Source organism: Candidatus Polarisedimenticolaceae bacterium, from assembly GCA_036275915.1.
GTDB lineage: Bacteria > Acidobacteriota > Polarisedimenticolia > Polarisedimenticolales > DASRJG01 > DASRJG01.
In genome coordinates, this window is the sequence record DASUCV010000017.1 from 134215 (window position 1) to 155000 (window position 20786).

Consider the following 20786-nt stretch of genomic DNA (forward strand, 5'->3'; position numbering starts at 1 on the left):
CGCGGACGCCGCGCAGCAGCCGCCGGGGTCCGCGAAGGAACCCCCGTTCCCGCATGCTATTCTCCGAAGCGCGTGGCTTTTCGGATGCGGATGAGACCCCCCCTCGCCCTCCTTCCCACGATCCTCGTGGCGGCTCTGGCGTCGGCGGCGCTGCCGGCCCGGGCCGAGCCGCAGGTGCTCCCGTTCCGCGATCTCAAGACCGGGATGAAAGGGACGGGCAAGACGGTCTTCCATGGCGAGACGATCGAGAGCTTCGACGTCGAGATCGTCGGCCTCCTGCCGAACATCGGTCCCGACCAGGACCTCATCCTGGCGCGTTGCTCCGGCGGCCCGCTCCAGGAGTCGGGAATCCTCGCCGGCATGAGCGGCTCTCCGGTCTACATCGACGGCAAGCTGATCGGCGCGGTCGCCTATAGCTGGGGATTCGCCAAGGAGCCGCTCGCCGGCATCACGCCGATCGAGGAGATGCTGAAGGTCGGCGCGAGAGACGCCGGACGAGCCAAGGCGAGGCCGGCGAGCCGCCTCTCCTGGATGGACGCCCTCCGGACGATGCAATCTCCCTCCGGGCTCGGGGCGTTCCTCGTCTCGCGTTTCGCCGGTCTCACCGCGACACCCGCCGGCAGCAGCGCGTCCCTTCCGCTCGCGATCGGCGGCATCGGCCCTCTGGGGATCGCAAGGATGACGCCGGAGCTGCGCAGCACCGGCCTGCTGCCGCTTCAATCGGTCGCCGCGGGCCAAACGCGGGCGGGACCGGCGGCGCCGCTCCAGCCCGGATCGGCGATCGGGGTCCAGCTCACGCGAGGCGACGTCGAGATGACCGCCACCGGCACCGTGACGTGGGTCGACGGCGATGCCGTCTACGCCTTCGGCCACCCGCTCTACGGGTTGGGCGACGTCGACTTGCCGCTCACCGCGGCGCGCGTCGAGGCGATCCTGCCGAGCTTCGAATCGTCGGCGAAGCTCGCGATCCCCCTGCGCGAGATGGGCGCGTTTCGCCAGGACCGCGCGACGGCGATCTTCGGACGTCTCGGTGCGACGCCGGCGATGATCCCGATCCGGCTGACGCTCACCGACGGGGGCGGCGGCCGGCGCGACCTGGCCTTCGACATCGTCGACGACCCTCTCGTGACGCCGATCCTCCTCTACAGCGCGCTCAACGGCGTCATGGCGACGTTCGAGCGCACCTTCGGGAACGCCGCGGTCCGGCTACGGCAGGGCTCGGTGATCAAGCTCGATGGTACCGACGACGTACGCCTCGACAACTTCTTCTCCGGCGACACGGCGGCAACGGACGCGAGCGGTCTCTCCGCGTTCCTGCTCTACCTCGTCATGAACAACGATTGGTCCACGCCACGCGTGAAGGGTGTGAACCTCCTCCTCGACTACGACCGTGAGCCGCGCACGGCGACGCTCCGGCGGATCACCCTCGATCGTTACCGGGTCAAGGCCGGCGGCTCGGTCACGGCGCGCGTGCTCGTCTCGCCCTACCGCGGCCCCGATCAGACGCTCACGCGCCAGATCGAGATCCCGCCCGAGACGCCCCCCGGGCCGTTGACGCTTCAGGTCGGCAGCGCCGCGTCGATGAACCGCGCGGACGACGTCGACGGCCCGGTCTCGCCGCGCGACCTCGACCAGCTCATCGTCCTGATCAACCGTCTGCGCCGCAACGACCGCGTCTACCTTCTCGCCTCGCGCGGCGACGTGGGCGCGCTCCTCGGCGGTGCACGCCTGCCGAACCTCCCGCCTTCGGTGACGACGCTCCTCACCCGCCCTCGAAGCTGGGGCAACTACGCGTCGATGCCGCAACGCGGCGTCCTCGAGGACGAGATTCCGGCGGATGCCGCGCTCGAAGGGTTCGCGCGCGTCACGCTCGAGGTCGAGGCGCCGTGAAGCGGGCGGTTCTCGCGACCGTGCTCGTCGTACTGGCGCCGGCCGTCCGCGCCGAGCAGACACGTCTCGCGGCCACACCACCCCTGCTGCTCCGCCTCGGCGACGCCGACGGCGTCGCCGTCACCAGCCTGGGCCGCCTCTTCCCGGCGCCCGCGATCACGCCGTTCGACAAGGCGAAGGACGGGCCGCTCGCGGCGCAGATCTTCGGCGGGACGCGGGATGCCGCGGGAGATGTCTTCCTCGCCACGGGCCCCGACGGTAACGTGATGCGCGTCGCCGGCTCGGGTCAGTCGGCGGTCTTCTTCCACGCGGAGGAACCGCTCGTCACCGCCGTGCTCGCGCTCCCCGGAGGCGATCTCCTGGCCGCGACCGCACCCGGGGGAAAGATCTACCGCGTCGGCGCGGGAGGAAAAGGAAGCGTCTGGTGCGACACCGGCGAGCGCTACGTCTGGGCTCTCGCCGTCCGCGACGACGGAAGCGTCCTCGCCGCCACGGGCGACCGCGGCCGGCTGCTCGCGATCGACAAAGGCGGAAAATCCTCGATCCTCTTCGACAGCCACGAATCGCACCTCGTGAGCTTGGCACCGGCGAAAGACGGCGCGTTCTGGATCGGCGGCTCGGGGCGGGGGCTCGTCTACCGGGTTGACGCGGCCGGTCACGGCGCGGTCGTTTACGACGACGATCTTCCCGAGGCCAAGGCGATCGCCGCCGACGGCGCCGGAGGGCTCGTGGCCGTGTTCGATGCGCCACCCGCGAGCGAGAGGCGCCCGCCCGCAGTGCGGATCCGCATGGCCGACGGGACGACGGCATCGTCCGGGAGCGGGATGGACGACCTCGAGACGACACGCCCGGCGCCCGCGCTCCAGGGAATCATCGAAGGTCTGCCCGTCTCCCCGGACGACGAGGGCGTGCGGCTCCGCGGCAAGGTCGTTCGGATCGCGCCGGACGGCACGGCCGCCGAGGTTTGGCGTTCGAACGACGAGGCCCCCTTCGCGCTCGCGATCGACGACGCGGGGCGGGCGATCTTCGCCACCGGAGAGCCGGCGCGCGTGTACCGCGTCGAGAGCGGCTCGGAGATCGCGCTCCTCGCCACGTTGCCCGAGGCGCAGGCCTCGATGCTGCTCCCCGCCGGCAAAGCGGTCCTCGCAGGGACAAGCAACCCCGGCGGGCTCTACCGCATCGACCGCGATCCGGTGGGTGCCGGAACGTACGTCGCGCCTCCTGCCGACGCCGGGGGCACCGCCCGCTGGGGACGATTGTCCTGGCATGCGGAGTCGTCCTCGGGGCGGGTCGAGCTGTTCACGCGCACGGGCAACAGCGAAGACCCGGACGGCACGTGGTCGGCATGGAGCGCCGCGCTCACCGATCCGCGGGGAAGCGTCCTCGGAAGCCCGGACGGCCGATTCCTCCAATGGCGGGTGCGATTGTCGGAGGGCTCGGGCGGCGAGCCGGCCATCGCCGGCGTCACCGCGAGCTACGCGACGCGCAACCGGGCGCCCACGATCAAGGACCTCCGCGTCGATCCGGCAAGCGGGGCCGTCTCCTCGAAGGCGACGTTCCGGTGGTCGGCGTCGGACCCGGACGGAGACGCCGTCTCGGTCGAGATCATGGCGCGCGCTTCCGGATCGAAGGAGTGGAAGCTCGCCGCACGCAGCGACCCGACGCCCGGCAAGTCCTCGGATCCGACCCTCGGCAACGACGCGTCGTCCAAGGACGGCAAGGCGACGTGGGATGTCTCGTCGTGGGACGAGGGAAGTTATGACGTCCGCGCCACCGCATCCGATCAGCCGGCGAATCCTCCCGGAGACGGCTTGGCGGCCACCGCCGACCTCGGGACCGTCGTCCGGGTCGACCGCACGCCGCCCACGATCGAGGCGCACCGCGACGGCTCGGGGCTCGAGGTGACCGTGACCGACGCGGTGTCGACGGTCGCCAAGCTCGAAGTCGTCGACAACGGGCGTACTCTCTTCGCGCCGCGCCCGAAGGACGGGGTCTGTGACGGACCGCGCGAGGTCTTTCACATCGCGGCGAGCGAGCTCGGATCCGCGGAATCGCTGCGCGCCACGGACGCCGCCGGGAACGCCGCCGAGATCGAGGTGCCGTCGAAATGAAATCCTTCAGCCGACGCCTTGCAGCGATCCTCGTCGCCGCCCTCGCGTGTGCCTGCGCCGCGCCGCGCGCGCGTCACGGAAACGAGGTCAACCTCGCGTTCTACTCGGACCCGACGTCGCTGTCGCTCATCGGCAACGCCGATTTGAACTCGACGCAGCTCGCATCGTTGATCTCCGACGGGCTCATCGGCTACGACGCGCACGGCGAGTACGTTCCGCTCGTCGCCCGCTCGTGGGAGATCGCTCCCGACGGTCTCAGCATCACCTTCCACCTCCGCCCCGGGGTCGTCTGGCACGACGGCGAGCCGGTGACCTCTTCGGACGTCGCGTACACGTTCAAGAAGGTCCGTGACCCGGCGACGCAGTCGCGGAGCTGGGCCGCGCAGTTCGCCGACGTCGTCGCCGTCGACACGCCCGACCCCGAAACGGCCGTCGCTCGATACGGCCATCCCTACGCGGATGCGCTCGACGCCTGGCGTGTCCCCCTGGTCCCCGAGCACGTGGCGAGCAAGGACCAGGATTTCCTGAAGGGTGCATTCGCCCAGGCCCCGGTCGGTTGCGGACCGTTTCGCTTCGCGCGGCGCGACCCCGGGCAGAGCATCGTGCTCGAGGCGTTCGATCGTTACTGGGGCGGGAAGCCGCGGCTCGATCGTGTGACCTTCCGCGTCCTCGCGAACGACCGGACCGCGTACGAGGCGCTCCTCCACGGCGACCTCGACGTGCTCGGCGTGCCGTCGGATCTCTGGCACGAGTCGTTGACGTCGGCGCGGGGGGCGCCGCTCGCGCGGTTCGTCTATTTTCGATTGAACGGCTGGAAGATCGACTGGAACATGGACGGGAGCAACCCGTTCTTCACCGATCCAAGGGTTCGCCGGGCGCTCGTGCTCGCGCTCGACCGCAAGCGATTCGCCGATACGATTGCCGGAGGACTAGCGCGCCCGGCCGTATCGAGCTATCAGCCCGAATCGCCATGGTTCGATCGCCAGCTCTCGCCGCTCCCTTACGATCCTCGAGAGGCGGCGCGCCTCCTGGACGAAGCGGGGTGGAAGCTCGCCCCAGGCAAGACGGTGCGCGAGAAGGACGGCCGCCCGTTCGCGTTCAAGGTGCTGACGGGATCGGGCGTCGAGCTTCTCGACCGGATCGCAGCCTGGACACAGGAGTCGCTCGCCGGCGTCGGCGTCGCGATGTCCATCGAGAAAATCGATGGACGCGGACTCATCGAGCGCCGCAAGGCGCACAAGTTCGAAGCCGCGATGGCCTCGAACCAGTTCGATCCGATCGCCGATCAGTTCGAGCTCTACCACTCGTCCGAGAACAACGGCGGCATGAACTACGGCAGCTTCTCGGATCCGGAGGTCGACCGGCTCGTGAGCGAAGGCCGCACGACGCTCGATCCAGGCGCGCGCCGCGCCCTCTACGAGCAGCTCCAGCGACGGCTCCTCGAGCTGCAGCCGATCTCGTATCTCTTCCAGTTCGCGCAGCCGGTGCTCCACGATGCGAATCTCCTCGGCATCGAGCATTCCCCGGTCGGCCTCTATGCGTTCGTGCCGGGCCTCCGCGCGTGGCATTGGAGCGACGCGGCCGCGAGGCCCTGAGGGATGCGTTCGAGGCTCGCGCCGCGGCTCGCGGTCGCGGCGCTCACCCTTTTCCTCGTCACGTTCGCGGTGTTCGGACTTCTATGCGCACTCCCCGGCGATCCGCTCTCCGTCGAAGGCGAGCACGCTCTTCCTCCCGCGTACATCGCCGCGCTGCGCGCGCAGTTTCATCTCGACGATCCGTGGCCCGTCCGATACGGCCGCTGGCTCGCCGACGTGGCGCGGGGCCGGTTCGGCTTCTCGGAGATCGAGCAGCGACCCGTCGCGACGATCCTGGCGGAGCGGCTCCCCGTCTCGGTCGCGCTCAACGCCGCCGCGCTCGCGGTGACGTTCGCGCTCGCGGTACCGCTCGGGATCCTCGGCGCATGGCGGCCCGGGGGAAGATGGGACCGGTTCGGTGCCACCGCGACGACGGCGCTCTACGCGGTGCCGGTCTTCTGGATGGCGCTCGTCCTCCAGTGGATCTTCTCGGTTCGCCTCGGATGGCTGCCGCTCTTCGGAACGTCGAGCGACGCCGCGGGATCGGCGTTCGGCCGGCTTGCGGACGCGATTCGCCATGGGATCCTCCCGGTCGCCTGCCTCTCGTACGGCGGGATCGCGTACGTCTCGCGTTTCACCCGCGTGACGCTCGTCGAGAACACCGGCGAGACGGCCGGCCGCGGCGCGCGCGCGCGTGGGGTCTCGGCACTGCGCTACGTGGGGACGCACGGCCTCGCCCAGGCGAGCGTGCCGCTCCTGACCCTCCTCGGCTTCCTGATCCCGCGCCTGGTCGGAGGGTCGATCCTCGTCGAGCAGGTGTTCGGAATTCCCGGGCTCGGCCAGCTTCTCTGGAACGCGATCCTCGCGCGGGACCTCGCCGTCGTGCTCGCGCTCACGCTCGTCTCCGGCGTCGCGACCCTCGGCGGGGTCACCCTCGCCGATCTGCTCGCGGCCAAGCTCGATCCGAGGCTCAGGCGTGCGGCGTAAGCGCGCGGCGTTCGTCGGTGTGGCGCTCGTCGGGCTCATCGTCGCGGGCGCGCTCGTCGCGCCGTGGGTCGCGCCGCACCCCGACCGCGGCGATCTCGGTGCCGTCCTCGAGGCGCCGTCCTCGGTTCACTGGATGGGAACGGACGGCAACGGGCGCGACGTCTTCTCGAGGCTGCTTCACGGCGCGCGGGTCTCGCTCACCGTCGGCTTCACCGCGGCCGCGCTCTCGCTTCTCGTCGGGCTGCCGGCCGGAGCCGCGGCCGGATGGCGCGGGGGCCTGCCCGACGCCGTCGTCGGCCGCGTGATCGAAACGGCGATGTGCTTTCCCGCGATCGTCGTCACCGTCGCGCTCTTGAGCACGGATCCAGCCTGGCTTCGGGCGCTCCCGGAAACGCTGAAGATCGCGATCGCGCTGGCCGTCGTCGGATGGACGCCCGCCGCCCGCTATCTTCGCGCGGAGTTTCAGAGGCTCCGGGGCGGCGACGCCGTGCTCGCGGCCCGCGCCGCCGGAGCGGGCGAGCTCCGCATCGTCCTTGTCCACCTCCTCCCGCGAAGCTTGGCCCCGGTGCTCGTCACGCTGTCGTTCGCGGTCGGAGCGTCGTCGCTCGCCGAGGCGACCCTGTCGTTCTTAGGGGTCGGGATCGCCCCGCCCACGGCGAGCTGGGGCGAGATGCTCTTCCAGGCGCAGCACCACGTCGGGCGCGCGTGGTGGCTCGCCCTCTTCCCCGGGCTGTCTCTTTTCACCTTGGTGCTCGGCTGCAACCGGCTGGCCGAGGGGATCCGCGATTGGATGGACCCGCAGTCCCGCCTCGTCTGACGCTCGCGCGGCTCGCTCGCGAGCTGGCGGTCGTGCTGCTGGTCGCGGCGGCGGGCGTTTTCGCGGTCACCCGTTGGGTCGTCACGCCGTGGCGGGTCGAGGGCTCGTCGATGGAGCCGGCGCTGCACGACGGCGACCGTGTGCTCGTCGACTTGTGGTCCCTGGGCCGCCGACCTCCCCGTCCTCGCGAGGTTGTGGTGCTCCGTGGCCCGGGTGATGAGGAGATCGTCAAGCGCGTCGCGCGCGACCCCTATCCCGGAGGGGTGACCTACCCTCCCGCATGGATCGCGCCGGACTCGCCGCTAGAGTCGAGCTATGTCGTCCTCGGCGACAACGCCGCCGCCTCGAGCGACAGCCGTACCTTTGGACCTGTCCCCCGGCATCGCATCGAGGGGCGGGTCGTCTGGCGCTACTGGCCGCCGTCTGCCTGGGGCTCGATCGAGTAGAGGCGGGGAGTCTCGTTGCCGGCGCCTCCCTGCCGGTACCCGTCGAGATCGACGACCACGGAGCGGAAGCCGGCGGATCTCAAGCCGGCGACGACGGAGTCCCGGGTGCCCGGCTCGCGGAAGCGCGGCACGTCCGGCAGATCGACCTCGATGCGCGCCGTCTCGCCATGGTCGCGAACGCGGACCCGTCCGAAGCCGAGGGCGGTGAGCACCGCTTCCGCCGCGGCGATCCGGCGAAGGACGGGTTCCGAGACGGGCGTCCCGACCGGCACGCGCGACGCGAGGCACGCGCTCGCGGGCTTGGCGCTTATAGGTAACCCATAGTGAATCGCCAATCTTCTAACGTCACTTTTGCCTATGTTCGCCTCCAGGAGCGGAGCCAGGACGCCCAGCGCCCGGGCCGCCTCCATGCCGGGGCGATGATCGCCGAGGTCGTCGACGATGGCGCCGTAGGCGATCGCTTCGAAGCCACGCGCCGAGGCGAGGCTCGCGAGGCCCTCGAACAGCTCCGTCCTGCAGTGGAAGCACCGGTCGCCGGCGTTGGCGCGGTAGCCCTCTCGCTCGAGCTCATGGGTCTCGAGCGTTTCGTGGGGGACGCCGAGCACCCGGGCGACGTCGCACGCGTCGGCGACCTCGCCGCCAGTCACGGCGGGAGACCGTCCGGTCACGGCGAGGACGTTCGCGGCGCCGAGTGCCTCGCAGGCGACGGCGAGGAGGACGGCGCTGTCCACCCCGCCGGAGAGCGCGATGACGACCCGGCCGGCATCCCTGAGGACCTCGGCGGCTTCCTTCTTCTTGCTTTCGAGAACGGGGTCGAGGTCCGGCACGGCGCGGCCCATGCCAGGGATCGTAGCACGCCGAAAACGCCGTCGTTTTGCGGTTCCTCGGACCGCACCCCATGGGGCGAACGCGGTTGACAAAGCCGACACCTCACCGTACATCACTCAAACCCAACTGGGGGCGTGTGTGTATCGGTCTCGGGGCTTTACATCTTCCGCTTCATCTTTTTCCACGCAGGAGGAGGGTATGCAGAGTCGCATCCTCGCAGGCTGCAAGAGCCTAATCATGGCCGCAGCCATCGCGGCATTAGTGGCGCCATCGGCCTTTGCGGCGTCCGGCATGAAGGCGAACGACGCCAATGCCAAACCCAAAGCCGACGCAGGACACGCGGGCACGTCCGCGACGCCTGACGGCTTACCGGCGACGAATTCGAAGGGCGTGTACTTCGCGCGCTCGAACTACGTCTGGCCGTTCGCCTCGGGACCGGTTTACGGGGACGTCGCTGCCTCGCGTTGGCGGAGTGCCGGCGTGCTCCACTCGATCATCGGGTCGTTCGACCTGACGGCGGGCATGCCGCGTTTCCCCTCTCAGCTCGTCACGCCGAACCGTTTGACCGAGCTGGGCAAGCAGTACTTCCTCCTCCAGGTTCAGCCGGAGGTGTTCACGAACGGCGTCTTCGACCAGATGAAGGCTGCGATCTCCGCCCAGGGCGGCGCGATCGTGGGCGAAATGCCGGTCGGGGCGTTCATCGTGCGCATGACGCCGGCCGCGTACGACGCGGTTCGCGGATTCGGCTCGGTCATCATCCTCGAGCCGTATCATGCGGCGTTCAAGCTCTCTCCCGACATCGGCCGGAATCCTCTCCTGGATCCGATCAAGGCGGTGTCGAGCACGTACTCCCTCGCGATGCGCGTTTTCCCGGGTGAGAGCACGCAGGCCGTCGCGGCGACGATTCAAGCGATGGGGCTGACCGTCAAGAAGTTCGACGAAGTCACCCTCTACGTCGACGCCGATCGCTCGAAGCTGGCCGCCCTCGCCGGCATCGACGCGGTGCAGAACATCTGGGAAAACCTCCCGCTCTTGGTTCAGTCGGAAGAGACCACGACGACGATCCAGACCGGCCGGTGGAACAACGGCGCCACGCCGTACACCGATGCAGGCGTCGACGGCGGTGGCTCCGACAAGGCGAGCTTCGCCGACGACCAGCTCCTCCTGGTTCTCGACGACGGCATCCAGCTCGACGCGGGCGATCTCTCGAACACCCGCACCGACGGCGCCTCGACAACCCCGGTCGGCAGCACGCACCGTAAGGTCCAGTACTACGCCTCGACGAACCAGTTCGGCGGCGATGGCGACCTGCTCGGCTGCGACAACACCTCGACCTCGGGTTTCACCCACGGCCACATGGTCGCTGCGATCGCGCTCGGCAACGCCACGCGCGTTCCCGCCTCCTACGGCCAGGGCTGGCAGGCGCTCGACACCCAGGGGAACCCCTGGGACCTCGACGGCATCGCCCCCAAGGCGCGGCTGATCGCCTATGACGCCGGCGTGACCCCCGCGTCCGGTAATTGCATCGATCCGAACCTCGGCAGCCTCGATCCCGGTGGCACGATCTACATCTCGCCGGCCGGTGGCGTGCTGGGTGACGGTTATTCCAAGGGCGCGAAGATCGTGAACTTCTCGTTCGCGACCTCGTCCGCGAACACTTACACCGGCATGCCGCAGGCGATCGACCAGTTCCTCGCCGAGAAGGGCGACGCGCTGGTGTTCGTTGCGGCCGGCAACTACGGCAAGGATGCGAGCCCCGTCGACCAGATTCCTGACGCCGGGACGCTCGCCACTCCGGCCACGTTCAAGAACGGCATCGCAGTCGGTGCCTGTGCAAACGCGAACGATCAGTTCAACATCAACCAGCCGAACATCCGGACGAACGTCTCGGGCGTCGGCCCGGCAACCGTCACGAGCGGCCGCATCCAGCCCCTCCTCATGGCCCCCGGCACCGACGCGGTCGGCGGGATGGGCTTCGTCTCCGAGTTCGTCTGCCGCTCGAACGACAACGACCAGAACAACCCGGTCGAGTGCGACATCAAGGAGAACCCCGGCGCATCGACCAGCTGGTCGACCGCGGCGGCCTCCGGCGCGGCCCTCCTCGTCCGCGACTACTTCGCCCAGGGCTTCTATCCGGACGGCACCGCGTCCAACCCGGGCAACGCTGCCGACAAGGTCGCGAACATTTCGGGCGACCTCGTCAAGGCGATCCTCGTCAACTCCGCCCAGTTCATGAGCACCGGCACCTTGAACGCTCAGGGCCAGCTCGACGTGGGCTCGCAGATCCTCACCGGGTTGACGCAGAAGGCGCGCTTCAACCGTGAGCAGGGCTACGGCCGCATCAACCTGTCCCGTGCCCTTCCGCTCCAGTCGTACTCGGGCGCCGTCTCGGGCCTGATCGTCGACGACGGCGGCATGGTTCCGGCCGGCGGCCTGATCCACAGCACGAACCTCAACATGAACATCTCCCCCGGGTCGGACAGCGGCGTTTACAGCCTGAACGTTTGCGACAACACGCAGCCGCTGACGATCTCGATCGCGTGGATGGACCCGAGCAACGCTTCGGACTCCCTCTCGCGCGACCTCAACCTCGTCGTGACCGCGCCGAACGGCAAGCAGTACTACGGCAACTTCTTCACCGACGACGCGAACGGCAACGGCGTGATCGACGGCACGGAAGACTGCGTCTACACCGGTGAGGCCTTCCCGCCCGATTCAGTCGCCGGCGTCGTCGACGTCGGTCCCTGGAGCCTTCCGGTCAACTCCTGCACCGATCCGACGCAACACGTCGACCACGCGAACCCCATCGAGGCCGTCTTCCTGTCTCCCGACACGAAGCTCAACGGCATCGTCGACGATCCGAACACCGGGATCGACGAATCGGCGGACAACCAGATCCAGCTCGGTACCTGGAGCGTTCAGGTCTTCGCTCCGGGCACGAACGCGGGTCCCGTGAACTACGCCATCGCGATGTCGGGCGGCGTCTGCCAGGGCTCGTCGGTCCGCCTCGAGAAGGCGGTGGCGAACAGCCAGACCCAGACGGGCGGCACGTTCGCCTGTAACGACAGCGCCCAGGCCGAGGTCAGCGAGTTCGCGACGGCGGGCGATCCTGCCGTTGGTCTCACCACGGCCAAGATCAGCAGCCGCTTCAAGTTCCAGGTCGTCGATCCGGGTCCCGACGGGACGGTCGGCACGGCCGACGACGTCGTCACCGACACCGAGAGCAACATCGCCTTCACCGACGCCGACGGCGCCGGCGTCGGCCTCCGCTTCGACTCGGCGAAGCTCCTCATCACTGACGGCACCGCGCCCGACCCCGGCAACGGCGTCCTCGACGTCCGTTCCGGCCAGGTGATCCAGGCCGTCTACCAGGATCAGGAGCCGGACGGAACGAACCAGCCGAACCTGAGGCGCGTCGCGCAGGCGGCGGTCGATTGCCGGCCGGCGATCAACGCGGGCGGTATCGTGTTCGCGCAGTTCGGCCAGGACGCGTTCACCCTGGTCAGCGGTGGCTGCGAGAAGGATGCTCGCGGCTACTTCACGTTCGGGTTCCCCGACCGCTACATGGACGCCGGCGAGCTCGTCGGCTACTCGATCGCGTTCCAGTCGGCCGAAACGACCGCGACGCTCACCAACGTCACGGTGAGCCTCAAGGCCGTCTCGATCGACGCCGACAGCCCCGCTGACTGCAAGCCGAGATCGAGCGGGACCCAGGCGTGCGCCGATCCGACGCGCTCCAACAACCCGGTGAGCCCGTACCTCACGATCCTGGATTCGCCGAAGGTGCTCGGCACGCTGCCTCCTGGAGCGACGATCACCCCGACCTTCCAGATCCAGGTCGCGAACGTGATCTCGGGCGTCCAGAAGGCGGACATGATCCTCGGCGTCTCGGCGAAGTCGGCCGGCCGCGCCGTGGAGAGCGTCGCCGTTCAGCGCGAGACGCTGAACGCCGACGAGGTCTCGTTCTACTACTCGACCGACTTCCCGACCGGCGGCTCCGAGACCGTCGGCGGCTACGACATCAACAACAACGAGGTCCTCGAGCCGGTTACGAACTCGGTCAACAACTTCCTCCTCGACTACATCTTCGAGACGAGGAGCTACTCCGACTCCACCGTCGGCGGCTTCAACACCGTCGCGACCTTGAAGGCGCCGTGGAACTTCGACACGAACGACGGCGGCTTCCGGAGCGGCATCAACAGCCGCAGCTTCAACGGTCAAGGCATCACGATCGCCTTCTGGGGCGAAGACAAGAACTTCAACGGACGCCTCGACGGACTCTGTAACGGCGACCCGCGTCGTGCCTGCACGGACGACAACGGGATCTCCGAAGGCTGCTTCCGCTGTGCCAACGACCCGAACCGTCCCTGCTTCACGACGGCGGACTGCGTTGGTGTGACCACCTGCGATTCGAAGGGCACCTGCGACTTCACCCTCGACGAGGACCGCGACGAAGCGAACGGCGTCCTCGACGAAGGCTGGAACACGGCGGGCGGCTGCGGATGGCAGACCAAGGTGCCCGGCGACCCGCTCGGATATCCGTCCGGCGGCGTTTGGCACACCGGCACGATCGGCAGCGGCGATCCGAACGCGGGTCTCGCCTGCATCGGCGCCGGCGTCTCGAGCTCGCGCTGCCAGGCTTACGAGCGGTTCCCGCTGGCCTCGCCGGCAACGGCGAGCACCTGGTGGGAGCTCCTCCTCACCCCGGTCGTCAACAAGGTCAATCAGTGCCCGACGGCGAACGGCACCAACTGTCTCACCGCCGACGCACCGAACGACCCCGTCTACCAGGTCGCGATCACCGATTGGGCCTGGAACATGGCGATCGACCTAGCGGACCAGGACACGGCGATCACCGCCGAGTTCGACACCGACATCGACAAGCTGCAGGGCGCTGAGTTCTACAACGACCTGACGCTCACCAACATCCGCATCTTCGGCAACCAGGGTGCGATCTCGGACGGCAACGCTCCGATCACCGGCGGCTTCAACATCTTCGCGCCGATCTCGAAGTGCATCGACACCGACGGCGTCGGGACGTGCAGCGTCACGACGTCGACCCTCTGCGCTATCGACAGCGACTGCCCGGCTGGCCAGACCTGCACGAACTACCTCGATCACTGCGGCACCGTGACCGGGACATCGTGCCAGGCGGCTCAGAACGACACGCCGTGCACCGGCCTCTCGCGGAACGGCACCGCCGGCAACAACCGCGAAGCCCTCAACAACTGCTACTTCGAAGGCAAGATCACGCCGGACAAGGACAAGGCGCTCTTGCCGTACGGTCTGCCGACGCCGGACGACGACGACCAGCAGAACAGCTGGTGCCATCGTAGTGACTCGCTCGACGGCATCGACAAGAGCGTGACCTGCAACCCGAACGCGGCGTTGCCGGATGCGCGCTGCAAGGCGGCGGCTGCGCCGTACACGACGTGCGCGGCCCCGACCGCGACGATCGACCAGTTCGTGCAGAAGAACGGTCCGGGCCGCAACTACGGCGTCAAGGTGCCGAACGGTCCCGACATGCGGTTCACCACCCTGGAAGATTTCTACGGGCAGACCGGGAAACGCTTCCAGGCCGCGTTCGGCTTCCGCAACTTCGAGGCGACCGCCAGCTCGCCCGTCGCGCCCAACAGCTACGGCGTGGCGGTCGACGACATGGTCATCTCGTGGAAGGAAACGCGTCTCGACGAGGACACCCACACCTGCGCGGGCAGCGGTGAGTGCGCCGACATCGAGGTCAAGTCCACGCTGTCCTACGATGCGAACAACCTCGTGGAAGTCACCGTCACGGACAAGTCGCCTTACGACCCCGTCCACCCGGTGAACGACTGCAACCGCAACGGCACCTTCACCGATACGGGGCTGTGCAACGGAACCGGCCCCGTCTGCTCGAACGACGCCGGTTGTTCCGCCGGCCAGCACTGTGTCGGCGCGGACGATACGGACTGCAACGACAACGGCATCCCCGACGTCACAGTGGTCCTCACTTCCGACGCGGAGGTCAACGGCGAGCTGGCCGTCCTCGACCAGGTCTCGCCCAACGTCTACAAGACCCGCTTCCCCTACTCCGTCGTGTACAACTCGCCGGGAACGCTCTATGTGGCGGTCTCGGGCACGGCGGCTCCGGTCATCACTGCTCGTTACGAAGACCGTGACGACGGCACGGGTTCCCGCTGCAAGAGCTCGCTCGATCCCACGCAGCAGGGCTTCCTGACCGCCAACACGACGGTCAACGTGACGTCCGGCCGCATCGACCTCAAGACGTACCAGATCCTGCTCGTCGGAACCGTTCCGACGAACGGCGACAACGACGGGTTCGCGGACACGAACGAGACGATCGACATGCCGGTCACGTTCGTGAACAAGAGCGGTCTCGCCCTGGACGACCTCACCGCAACGCTGGGCACGAGTGATCCGAACATCGAGTGCATCAGCAAGCCGGTCGTCACGGTCCCGGCCGTTCCCGGCACGGTGGCGAACAACGCCACCGTGGTCTCGGCTCCGTTCCGCTTCAAGGTCGCCAACGTCAACCGCACCTCGGTGGACCAGAACCTCAAGGCCACCTTCAACCTCACGCTCCACTCGCGGCAGTTCGACGCCATCACGCGGTCGATGACCCTCACGATCGATCTCGATCTGAGCACGAGTGGCGGGTCGGGTCCGCTCGAGTTCGTCGAAGACTTCACCTCGACGGCGAACATGGGCAAGTTCACGATCTCGACACTCGACGCCGGAAAGAACAGCCTCTCGAACTCGTTCGGGATGCGCTGCCAGTACAACGACCCGGACGGGCTGAACACGAACAGCGCGGGCGACAAGGACTGCTTCCTCGGCTTCACCGGCGATCCCGCCGCCGGCGTCAACGACTGGCACGTGCACGACAGCTCGGCAGCCAATGGCGGCCTGGGCCGTGCGTACACGGGCAACTTCTCCGTCCACTGGGGCGTCCACCTCGGCACCACGCCGAAGCGCGATACCGGACGCTTCAAGCAGTTGGACGCGATCCAGACGATCAACGCCGTCGCCCTCGGATTGGCGAGCTCGAACCCCGAGTTGAACTTCGCTCACCAGGTTTCGCTCGTCGACAACCGCGGCATCGGCAACATCACGAACGGCGAGTGCGCCGATCGTGCAGTCGTCCAGGTCAACGTCCTGAACTCGGCGGGCGCGCCCACGACGTGGGTGAAGATCTTCCCGTACGAGAACGTGTACGAACAGCAAGGCACCGACGACTTCACCAACTGCGAGTTCGATCCGACCGACGACGGTAACAACGAAGAATCGTTCTTCAACCCGACCGATCCGGCGCGCCGGCTCGGACCGTCGTCGACCTGTTTCCCCGAGTTCGTGTTCTCGCGCTCGGGCGACACCGACTACCGCAACACGTGGGACCCGACCCATGTCGGCCTCGCCGATGCGAACGCCGGCTTGAAGGGCTCCATCAACGTCGGCACGTGGGTCCGGCCGCGGTTCTCGCTGCTGCCGTACGCCGCGCGCCGCATCCGACTGCGGTTCCTCGGCACCTCGATCGAGTTGGGCAGCAGCCAGACCTGGGATGCGTTCTTCGGACGTGACGACCAGGTGCAGGACGACGGCTGGTACATCGACGACGTCCACATCGTGGGTGCCCTCGGCGGAACGCCGTTTACGATCACGCAAGACACCAAGGTGATCACGCCTCTCGCGACCTGCGGCACCTGCTCCTCGATCACCGCCGCTCTCGTCGCGACGCCGGCCACGACCGCAGGACCGGGTCAGCCCACCTCCCTAGAAGCCAAGACCTCCACGATCGACGTCTGCCTGAACGGCGTCACGCAGTATCAGTTCTGGCAGGACACCAACAACAACTCGATCGTCGGGGACGCTGGCGACACGCTCCTCCGCGACTGGACCGACAGCTCAACCTTCGCGGATGCGCCGCAGGTCAACACTCAGTACGGCGTGAAGGTGCGCTGCTCGACCAACGTCAACTGCGACCAGGCAGACGGGTCGGCGGCCAAGGTAGCCCTCGTGACGGTGCCTTGCCCGTCGAGCGGCACGGCCAAGGCCAAGTTCACGCAGAGCATCGGCGTGAGCAAGACTGCCGTCAGCTGGGCGACCACGACCCCCGCCGATGCGATCCGGGGCGACCTCATCGCTCTCCGGGCCAACGGCGGTAACTTCAACACGACCGTGCTCGCCTGCATCGGCAACGACGTCAACGTGAGCTCGATCGCTGACGCAACGAATCCGGGCGTAGCGGCCGCGTTCTACTACCTCGTGCGGCCGTCGGTTGCGACGTACTGCAACCAGGTCGCCCTCAGCTGGAGGGAAGGAGTTCCTTCCGAGCTGCCGGGTGCCGGTGGGGACCGCGATGCGGACCTCACAGGTGCCGCGAACGTCTGCCCGTAACGGGCTGACGCAGAGTACTTCCCTGGGGAGGGGCTTCGGCCCCTCCCCTTTTTTTTGCGCGCGGGCCGCTAGCGAACGGCCGCGCTAGCGCGAATCCCCTGCCCCGTGTGCTAGCCGCGATCAAACGAGCACGTGACCCCAGAGACTTCGGACGACGAATCCCTTGCCGCGTGCGAGCGGCTCAGGATCGGGATTTGATAGGAATTGGACGCGCAGGTTCCTCGCGGACCACGCGGCCGGATCGTCTTCGCCATTCACCGTAGCGGCAAGCATGGCCCGACCGCTGCGATCGAGGCATTCGACAGGACACTGGCAATCTTGATGTTGGCGTCTTCGAAGATCTTCTAGAAGGTCGGTTTCTACTGATGGAGACCGCTAACCGGAGGGCCGACACTTTTCTGTCAATGGGGTTGGCTCTCCGACTGAGACGCGGATTGAAACCAACCACTGCGGTTCGGACGCCACGTGCCGATCATCACACTCAAGCGCGTCGCATACCAAATTGGCCTGGGCGTCCCTGCGGGAAAGTGGCCCCGCAGAACTCACCTCGTATCATTTCAGATGGGCGCTTTATTGGGTCTTCTCAGCTTGGGCGGCCGGTGCAGGCGTCGATTAAGGGATCCATGCTGCGACCGCTTGGGAGTAGCTATGGAGCGGGCCTTAGAGCAGCCGGCCGCGCGACGACCGGCCGAGGTGCGCGGCGGCGGTGCTCGTCGTCCTTCGGCCGCGCGGCGTGCGCTCGAGGAAGCCGATCTGGATGAGATACGGCTCGTAGATCTCCTCGAGGGTCTCCGCATCCTCTCCGACCGCAGCGGCGAGGGTGGAGAGTCCGACGGGACCGCCTTGGAACTTCTCCAGGATCGCGAGGAGGATGCGCCGGTCGACCTCGTCCAAGCCGTAGCGGTCGACTTCGAGGCGTTCGAGGGCCGACGACGCGAGCTGCTCCGTGATGTGCGGCTCGCCTGCGACGTCGGCGAAGTCGCGGACCCTGCGAAGGAGCCGGTTGACGATCCGTGGTGTCCCTCGGGAGCGCTTCGCGATCTCGGCCGCGGCCTCGGCGACGAGGCCCACCGACATGATCTCGGAGGAGCGTGAGGCGATCGTCGCGAGATCGTCGCGCTCGTAGTAATCGAGATGATGGACGATGCCGAAGCGATCGCGAAGCGGCCCCGATAGCAGTCCCACGCGGGTCGTCGCACCCACCAGGGTGAAGCGCGGCAGCTCGAGACGCACGGTTCGGGCACCGGGGCCGCTTCCGACGACGAGGTCGAGGGCAAAGTCCTCCATCGCGGGATAGAGGATCTCTTCGAGCGCGCGGCCCAGGCGGTGGATCTCGTCGATGAAGAGGACATCGCCGGCCTGGAGGTTGGTGACGATCGCGGCCAGGTCGCCGGCGCGCTCGATCGAAGGACCGCTGGTGACGCGGATCTCCCCTCCCATCTCATGCGCGATGATGTGGGCGAGCGTCGTCTTCCCGAGGCCCGGCGGGCCGTAGAGGAGGACGTGGTCGAGCGGCTCCTGGCGCTTCCGCGCAGCCGCCAGGAAGACGGCGAGGTTCTCCTTCACGCGCGTCTGCCCGATGTAGTCGCGGAGGCGCTTGGGACGCAGGCTGGCGTCGAGCTGGTCGTCCTCGACCTGGGGGGCGCCGCTCAGGATCCGGGCGTCGTCGTTCATCGGCCGCTCCCGCGAACGAGCGAGCGCAGCGCAGCACGGAGGACCTCTTCGAGCGGGGCTTCGGGGCCGACCTCGCGCCGGCCGGCGGCGACCGCTCGCTCGGACGCATCATCGGAGTATCCGAGATGAGCGAGTGCCGAGGCCGCGTCGGCCTCGATGCCGCTCGCAGGGCGGGCCTGCCCCGAGGGTGCGGCGAGGCCTGCCTTGCGCCCGCGCGCAGGGGGCCGATCCTTGAGCTCGAGGAGAACGCGCTCCGCGGTCTTGCGGCCGATGCCGGGGATCCGTTCGAGCACCGTCCGGTCGGCATCTTCGACGGCGCGGGCGAGATCCGACACGCCGATGCCGGAGAGCACCGCGAGCGCGATCTTCGGTCCCACCCCGGAGATCGAGATCAGCCTCTCGAACGCCTGGCGCTCGTCATCGCTCGAGAACCCGAAAAGCTGGATCGCGTCCTCGCGAACGTGGGTGTGGACGAAGAAGTCTGCCGAGCCGTTCGGAGGGCCGATGCGGTAGAAGGTGCTGAGCGGGATCTGGAGCCGATATCCGACGCCGTGCACGTCGACCACGACCTCATCCGGGCGTAGCGAGAGGATCTTTCCGGAGATGTGAGCGATCATCGTGGGGCGCCGCCGGCCAATCCGATTACGAAGAACCGGATCGTACCATGCCGGTCAGCCGGCCACGCCGCGTCTCAGCGCGCTGGAGCGGCCGGGGTGTACGTCCAGCCGGTCTCGACGATCTGGCCGGCGAGCCCCGCCTTTCGCTGACGCGCCTTCTCGAGGTTCTGCGCTTCCTCAAAGCTGTGCAGGCTCGTACAGGCGACCGGCTGCGGGTTGTCGGGTTGCGGCTTGAACGCGTACTTCGATTCGAGATACTTCAGAAACGCTTCGCTCACAGGGCCCAAGCTCTGGGCCTCCGCGGCAAAGGCCGCGCTGAAATACGTCACCGAGCGCTTGGCAGGATCATTGGGGGACGGAGTCGAAGACGCAGTGCAGAACAAATAGTTGGTCGAGCTCGGAGGGCCGCTCTGTACGACGTCAGCGGCATTGGCGGCCGCGAACATGAGCGCGACGGCGGGAAGCGCCACCGCGATCACTCTGCGCTTACGATTCATCCCGGTCCCTCCTTCGACGATGTTCCGGTATTGTCGCCTTCAACGCGCGCGACGGCCAGCGCGCGACCACACCGCCGACGCCCCGCAGCCGAACAGATGACAGAGGGCCGCCGCCGCCGCGTCGGCGACATCCGGTCCTTCGAACGCGTGGTCGACCGCGAGCAGGCGGGCCACCATCGCCTGGACTTGGATCTTCTCGGCGCTGCCGGTGCCGGTGACCGCCTTCTTGATCGTCGCGGGCGCGTACTCCTGGACCGGTACCGCCGCACGCCCGAGCGAGGCGAGAATCACGCCGCGCGCGTGGGCAAGCTGGAGCGCCGAGCGTGCGCTGACTCCGTGGAACGGAGCCTCGACGGCGGCGAACGTCGGCCGGTAGGCGGCCACGATCGCGTCCATCTCGTCATGGAGCTTCGCGAGCCGTTGCTCGAAGGCGAGCCTTTCGGGGAGAACGATCGCACCGCAAGCGGTGAGCTCGGGGTGGTAGGCCGTGCCGCTCAGGACCGCCCAGCCCGCGCGTCGCGAGCCCGGGTCGACGCCGAGGACGCGCATACCGGCGGACGACGTCAGGAAGCCTCCTCGGCGATGGCGGCGTCGTCGAACGAAAGATTCGCGTAAACGTTCTGCACGTCGTCGTGCTCTTCGAGCACCTCGAGCAGGCGGAGACATTGCCCCGCCTTCTTCGCGTCGAGATCGACCGAGGTGGTCGGCACCATGGCGAGCTTGGCTTCGGTGGTGGGGATACCGGCCTTCTCGAGCGCTTCCTGCACGGCCGAGAACGCGGACGGGCCGCAGGTCACCTCGAAGCCATCGGAGCCGGATTGCATGTCGTCGGCACCGGCATCGAGGACGATCTCCATCAGGCGCTCCTCGGTGGCTTGCCCCGTCGCGATGGCGAACTGTCCCTTCTTTTCGAACATCCATGACACGCTGTTCGGCTGGCCGAGATCGCCG

At 68.1% G+C, this 20786-nt stretch carries 13 protein-coding genes (1 of these 13 running past the window's edge); 7 read left to right on the forward strand and 6 right to left on the reverse strand.

The window, feature by feature from the left end:
* The first annotated feature begins 90 nt into the window (after nucleotides 1-90).
* Genes VFV19_13435 through VFV19_13460 form a run of 6 tightly spaced genes read left to right on the forward strand, consistent with a single transcriptional unit; the run spans nucleotide 91 to nucleotide 7825 of the window.
* The gene (locus VFV19_13435) at nucleotides 91-1890 is read left to right on the forward strand and encodes a SpoIVB peptidase S55 domain-containing protein (protein HEX4825303.1); all 1800 of its coding nucleotides are present in this window, start codon (nucleotides 91-93) and stop codon (nucleotides 1888-1890) included.
* On the forward strand, nucleotides 1887-4001 hold the full coding sequence (locus VFV19_13440; GenBank protein HEX4825304.1) for a hypothetical protein: 2115 nt from the start codon (nucleotides 1887-1889) through the stop codon (nucleotides 3999-4001). The genes VFV19_13435 and VFV19_13440 overlap by 4 nt, the downstream gene beginning before the upstream one ends.
* The gene (locus VFV19_13445) at nucleotides 3998-5596 is read left to right on the forward strand and encodes an ABC transporter substrate-binding protein (protein ID HEX4825305.1); all 1599 of its coding nucleotides are present in this window, start codon (nucleotides 3998-4000) and stop codon (nucleotides 5594-5596) included. Before VFV19_13440 ends, VFV19_13445 begins: the two co-directional genes overlap by 4 nt.
* A 3-nt stretch (nucleotides 5597-5599) precedes the next feature.
* On the forward strand, nucleotides 5600-6562 hold the full coding sequence (locus tag VFV19_13450) for an ABC transporter permease (GenBank protein HEX4825306.1): 963 nt from the start codon (nucleotides 5600-5602) through the stop codon (nucleotides 6560-6562).
* Nucleotides 6552-7379: an ABC transporter permease gene (locus VFV19_13455; GenBank protein HEX4825307.1), complete on the forward strand. Its 828-nt coding sequence runs from the start codon at nucleotides 6552-6554 to the stop codon at nucleotides 7377-7379. The genes VFV19_13450 and VFV19_13455 overlap by 11 nt, the downstream gene beginning before the upstream one ends.
* Nucleotides 7349-7825 (forward strand): S26 family signal peptidase, encoded by a 477-nt coding sequence (locus VFV19_13460; GenBank protein ID HEX4825308.1) that lies wholly within the window; start codon nucleotides 7349-7351, stop codon nucleotides 7823-7825. Before VFV19_13455 ends, VFV19_13460 begins: the two co-directional genes overlap by 31 nt.
* Here the strand turns inward: VFV19_13460 and larE are convergent.
* Nucleotides 7789-8664: an ATP-dependent sacrificial sulfur transferase LarE gene (gene larE, locus VFV19_13465; protein ID HEX4825309.1), complete on the reverse strand. Its 876-nt coding sequence runs from the start codon at nucleotides 8662-8664 to the stop codon at nucleotides 7789-7791. The two genes, VFV19_13460 and larE, sit on opposite strands and share 37 nt — an antisense overlap.
* A gap of 187 nt (nucleotides 8665-8851) precedes the next feature.
* On the opposite strand from larE, the gene VFV19_13470 reads away from it, so the two are divergent.
* Entirely contained in the window at nucleotides 8852-17047 is an 8196-nt protein-coding gene (locus VFV19_13470) for a hypothetical protein (protein ID HEX4825310.1), read from the forward strand.
* Between the two features lie 660 nt (nucleotides 17048-17707).
* On the opposite strand, the gene ruvB is transcribed toward VFV19_13470, so the two are convergent.
* The 5 genes from ruvB to VFV19_13495 all read right to left on the reverse strand — a co-directional run.
* A complete protein-coding gene (gene ruvB / locus VFV19_13475) occupies nucleotides 17708-18721 on the reverse strand; it encodes a Holliday junction branch migration DNA helicase RuvB (protein ID HEX4825311.1) in 1014 nt (337 codons plus the stop codon).
* Nucleotides 18718-19338, reverse strand: a complete 621-nt coding sequence (gene ruvA, locus VFV19_13480; GenBank protein HEX4825312.1) for a Holliday junction branch migration protein RuvA — start codon at nucleotides 19336-19338, stop codon at nucleotides 18718-18720. The genes ruvB and ruvA overlap by 4 nt, the downstream gene beginning before the upstream one ends.
* A gap of 74 nt (nucleotides 19339-19412) precedes the next feature.
* Nucleotides 19413-19835 (reverse strand): hypothetical protein, encoded by a 423-nt coding sequence (locus VFV19_13485; protein ID HEX4825313.1) that lies wholly within the window; start codon nucleotides 19833-19835, stop codon nucleotides 19413-19415.
* A 39-nt stretch (nucleotides 19836-19874) separates the two neighbouring features.
* Nucleotides 19875-20384 carry a crossover junction endodeoxyribonuclease RuvC gene (gene ruvC / locus VFV19_13490; GenBank protein HEX4825314.1) on the reverse strand — a complete coding sequence of 170 codons (510 nt, stop codon included), beginning with the start codon at nucleotides 20382-20384 and terminating at the stop codon, nucleotides 19875-19877.
* 14 nt (nucleotides 20385-20398) lie between these two features.
* Nucleotides 20399-20786, reverse strand: partial view of a YebC/PmpR family DNA-binding transcriptional regulator gene (locus tag VFV19_13495; protein ID HEX4825315.1) — the 3' portion only. The gene runs 362 nt beyond the window's last position; 388 of the gene's 750 nt are visible here — the last part of the coding sequence; its start codon lies beyond the right edge, outside the window; it ends in the stop codon at nucleotides 20399-20401.

What these genes read in the sequence shown, in the direction of transcription:
- VFV19_13435 (HEX4825303.1), top strand. Translation starts at nt 91, where the DNA reads ATGAGACCCCCCCTCGCCCTCCTTCCCACGATCCTCGTGGCGGCTCTG.
- VFV19_13445 (HEX4825305.1), top strand. Translation starts at nt 3,998, where the DNA reads ATGAAATCCTTCAGCCGACGCCTTGCAGCGATCCTCGTCGCCGCCCTC.
- VFV19_13450 (HEX4825306.1), top strand. Translation starts at nt 5,600, where the DNA reads ATGCGTTCGAGGCTCGCGCCGCGGCTCGCGGTCGCGGCGCTCACCCTT.
- larE (HEX4825309.1), bottom strand. Translation starts at nt 8,664, where the DNA reads ATGGGCCGCGCCGTGCCGGACCTCGACCCCGTTCTCGAAAGCAAGAAG.
- VFV19_13470 (HEX4825310.1), top strand. Translation starts at nt 8,852, where the DNA reads ATGCAGAGTCGCATCCTCGCAGGCTGCAAGAGCCTAATCATGGCCGCA.
- ruvB (HEX4825311.1), bottom strand. Translation starts at nt 18,721, where the DNA reads ATGAACGACGACGCCCGGATCCTGAGCGGCGCCCCCCAGGTCGAGGAC.
- ruvA (HEX4825312.1), bottom strand. Translation starts at nt 19,338, where the DNA reads ATGATCGCTCACATCTCCGGAAAGATCCTCTCGCTACGCCCGGATGAG.
- VFV19_13485 (HEX4825313.1), bottom strand. Translation starts at nt 19,835, where the DNA reads ATGAATCGTAAGCGCAGAGTGATCGCGGTGGCGCTTCCCGCCGTCGCG.
- ruvC (HEX4825314.1), bottom strand. Translation starts at nt 20,384, where the DNA reads ATGCGCGTCCTCGGCGTCGACCCGGGCTCGCGACGCGCGGGCTGGGCG.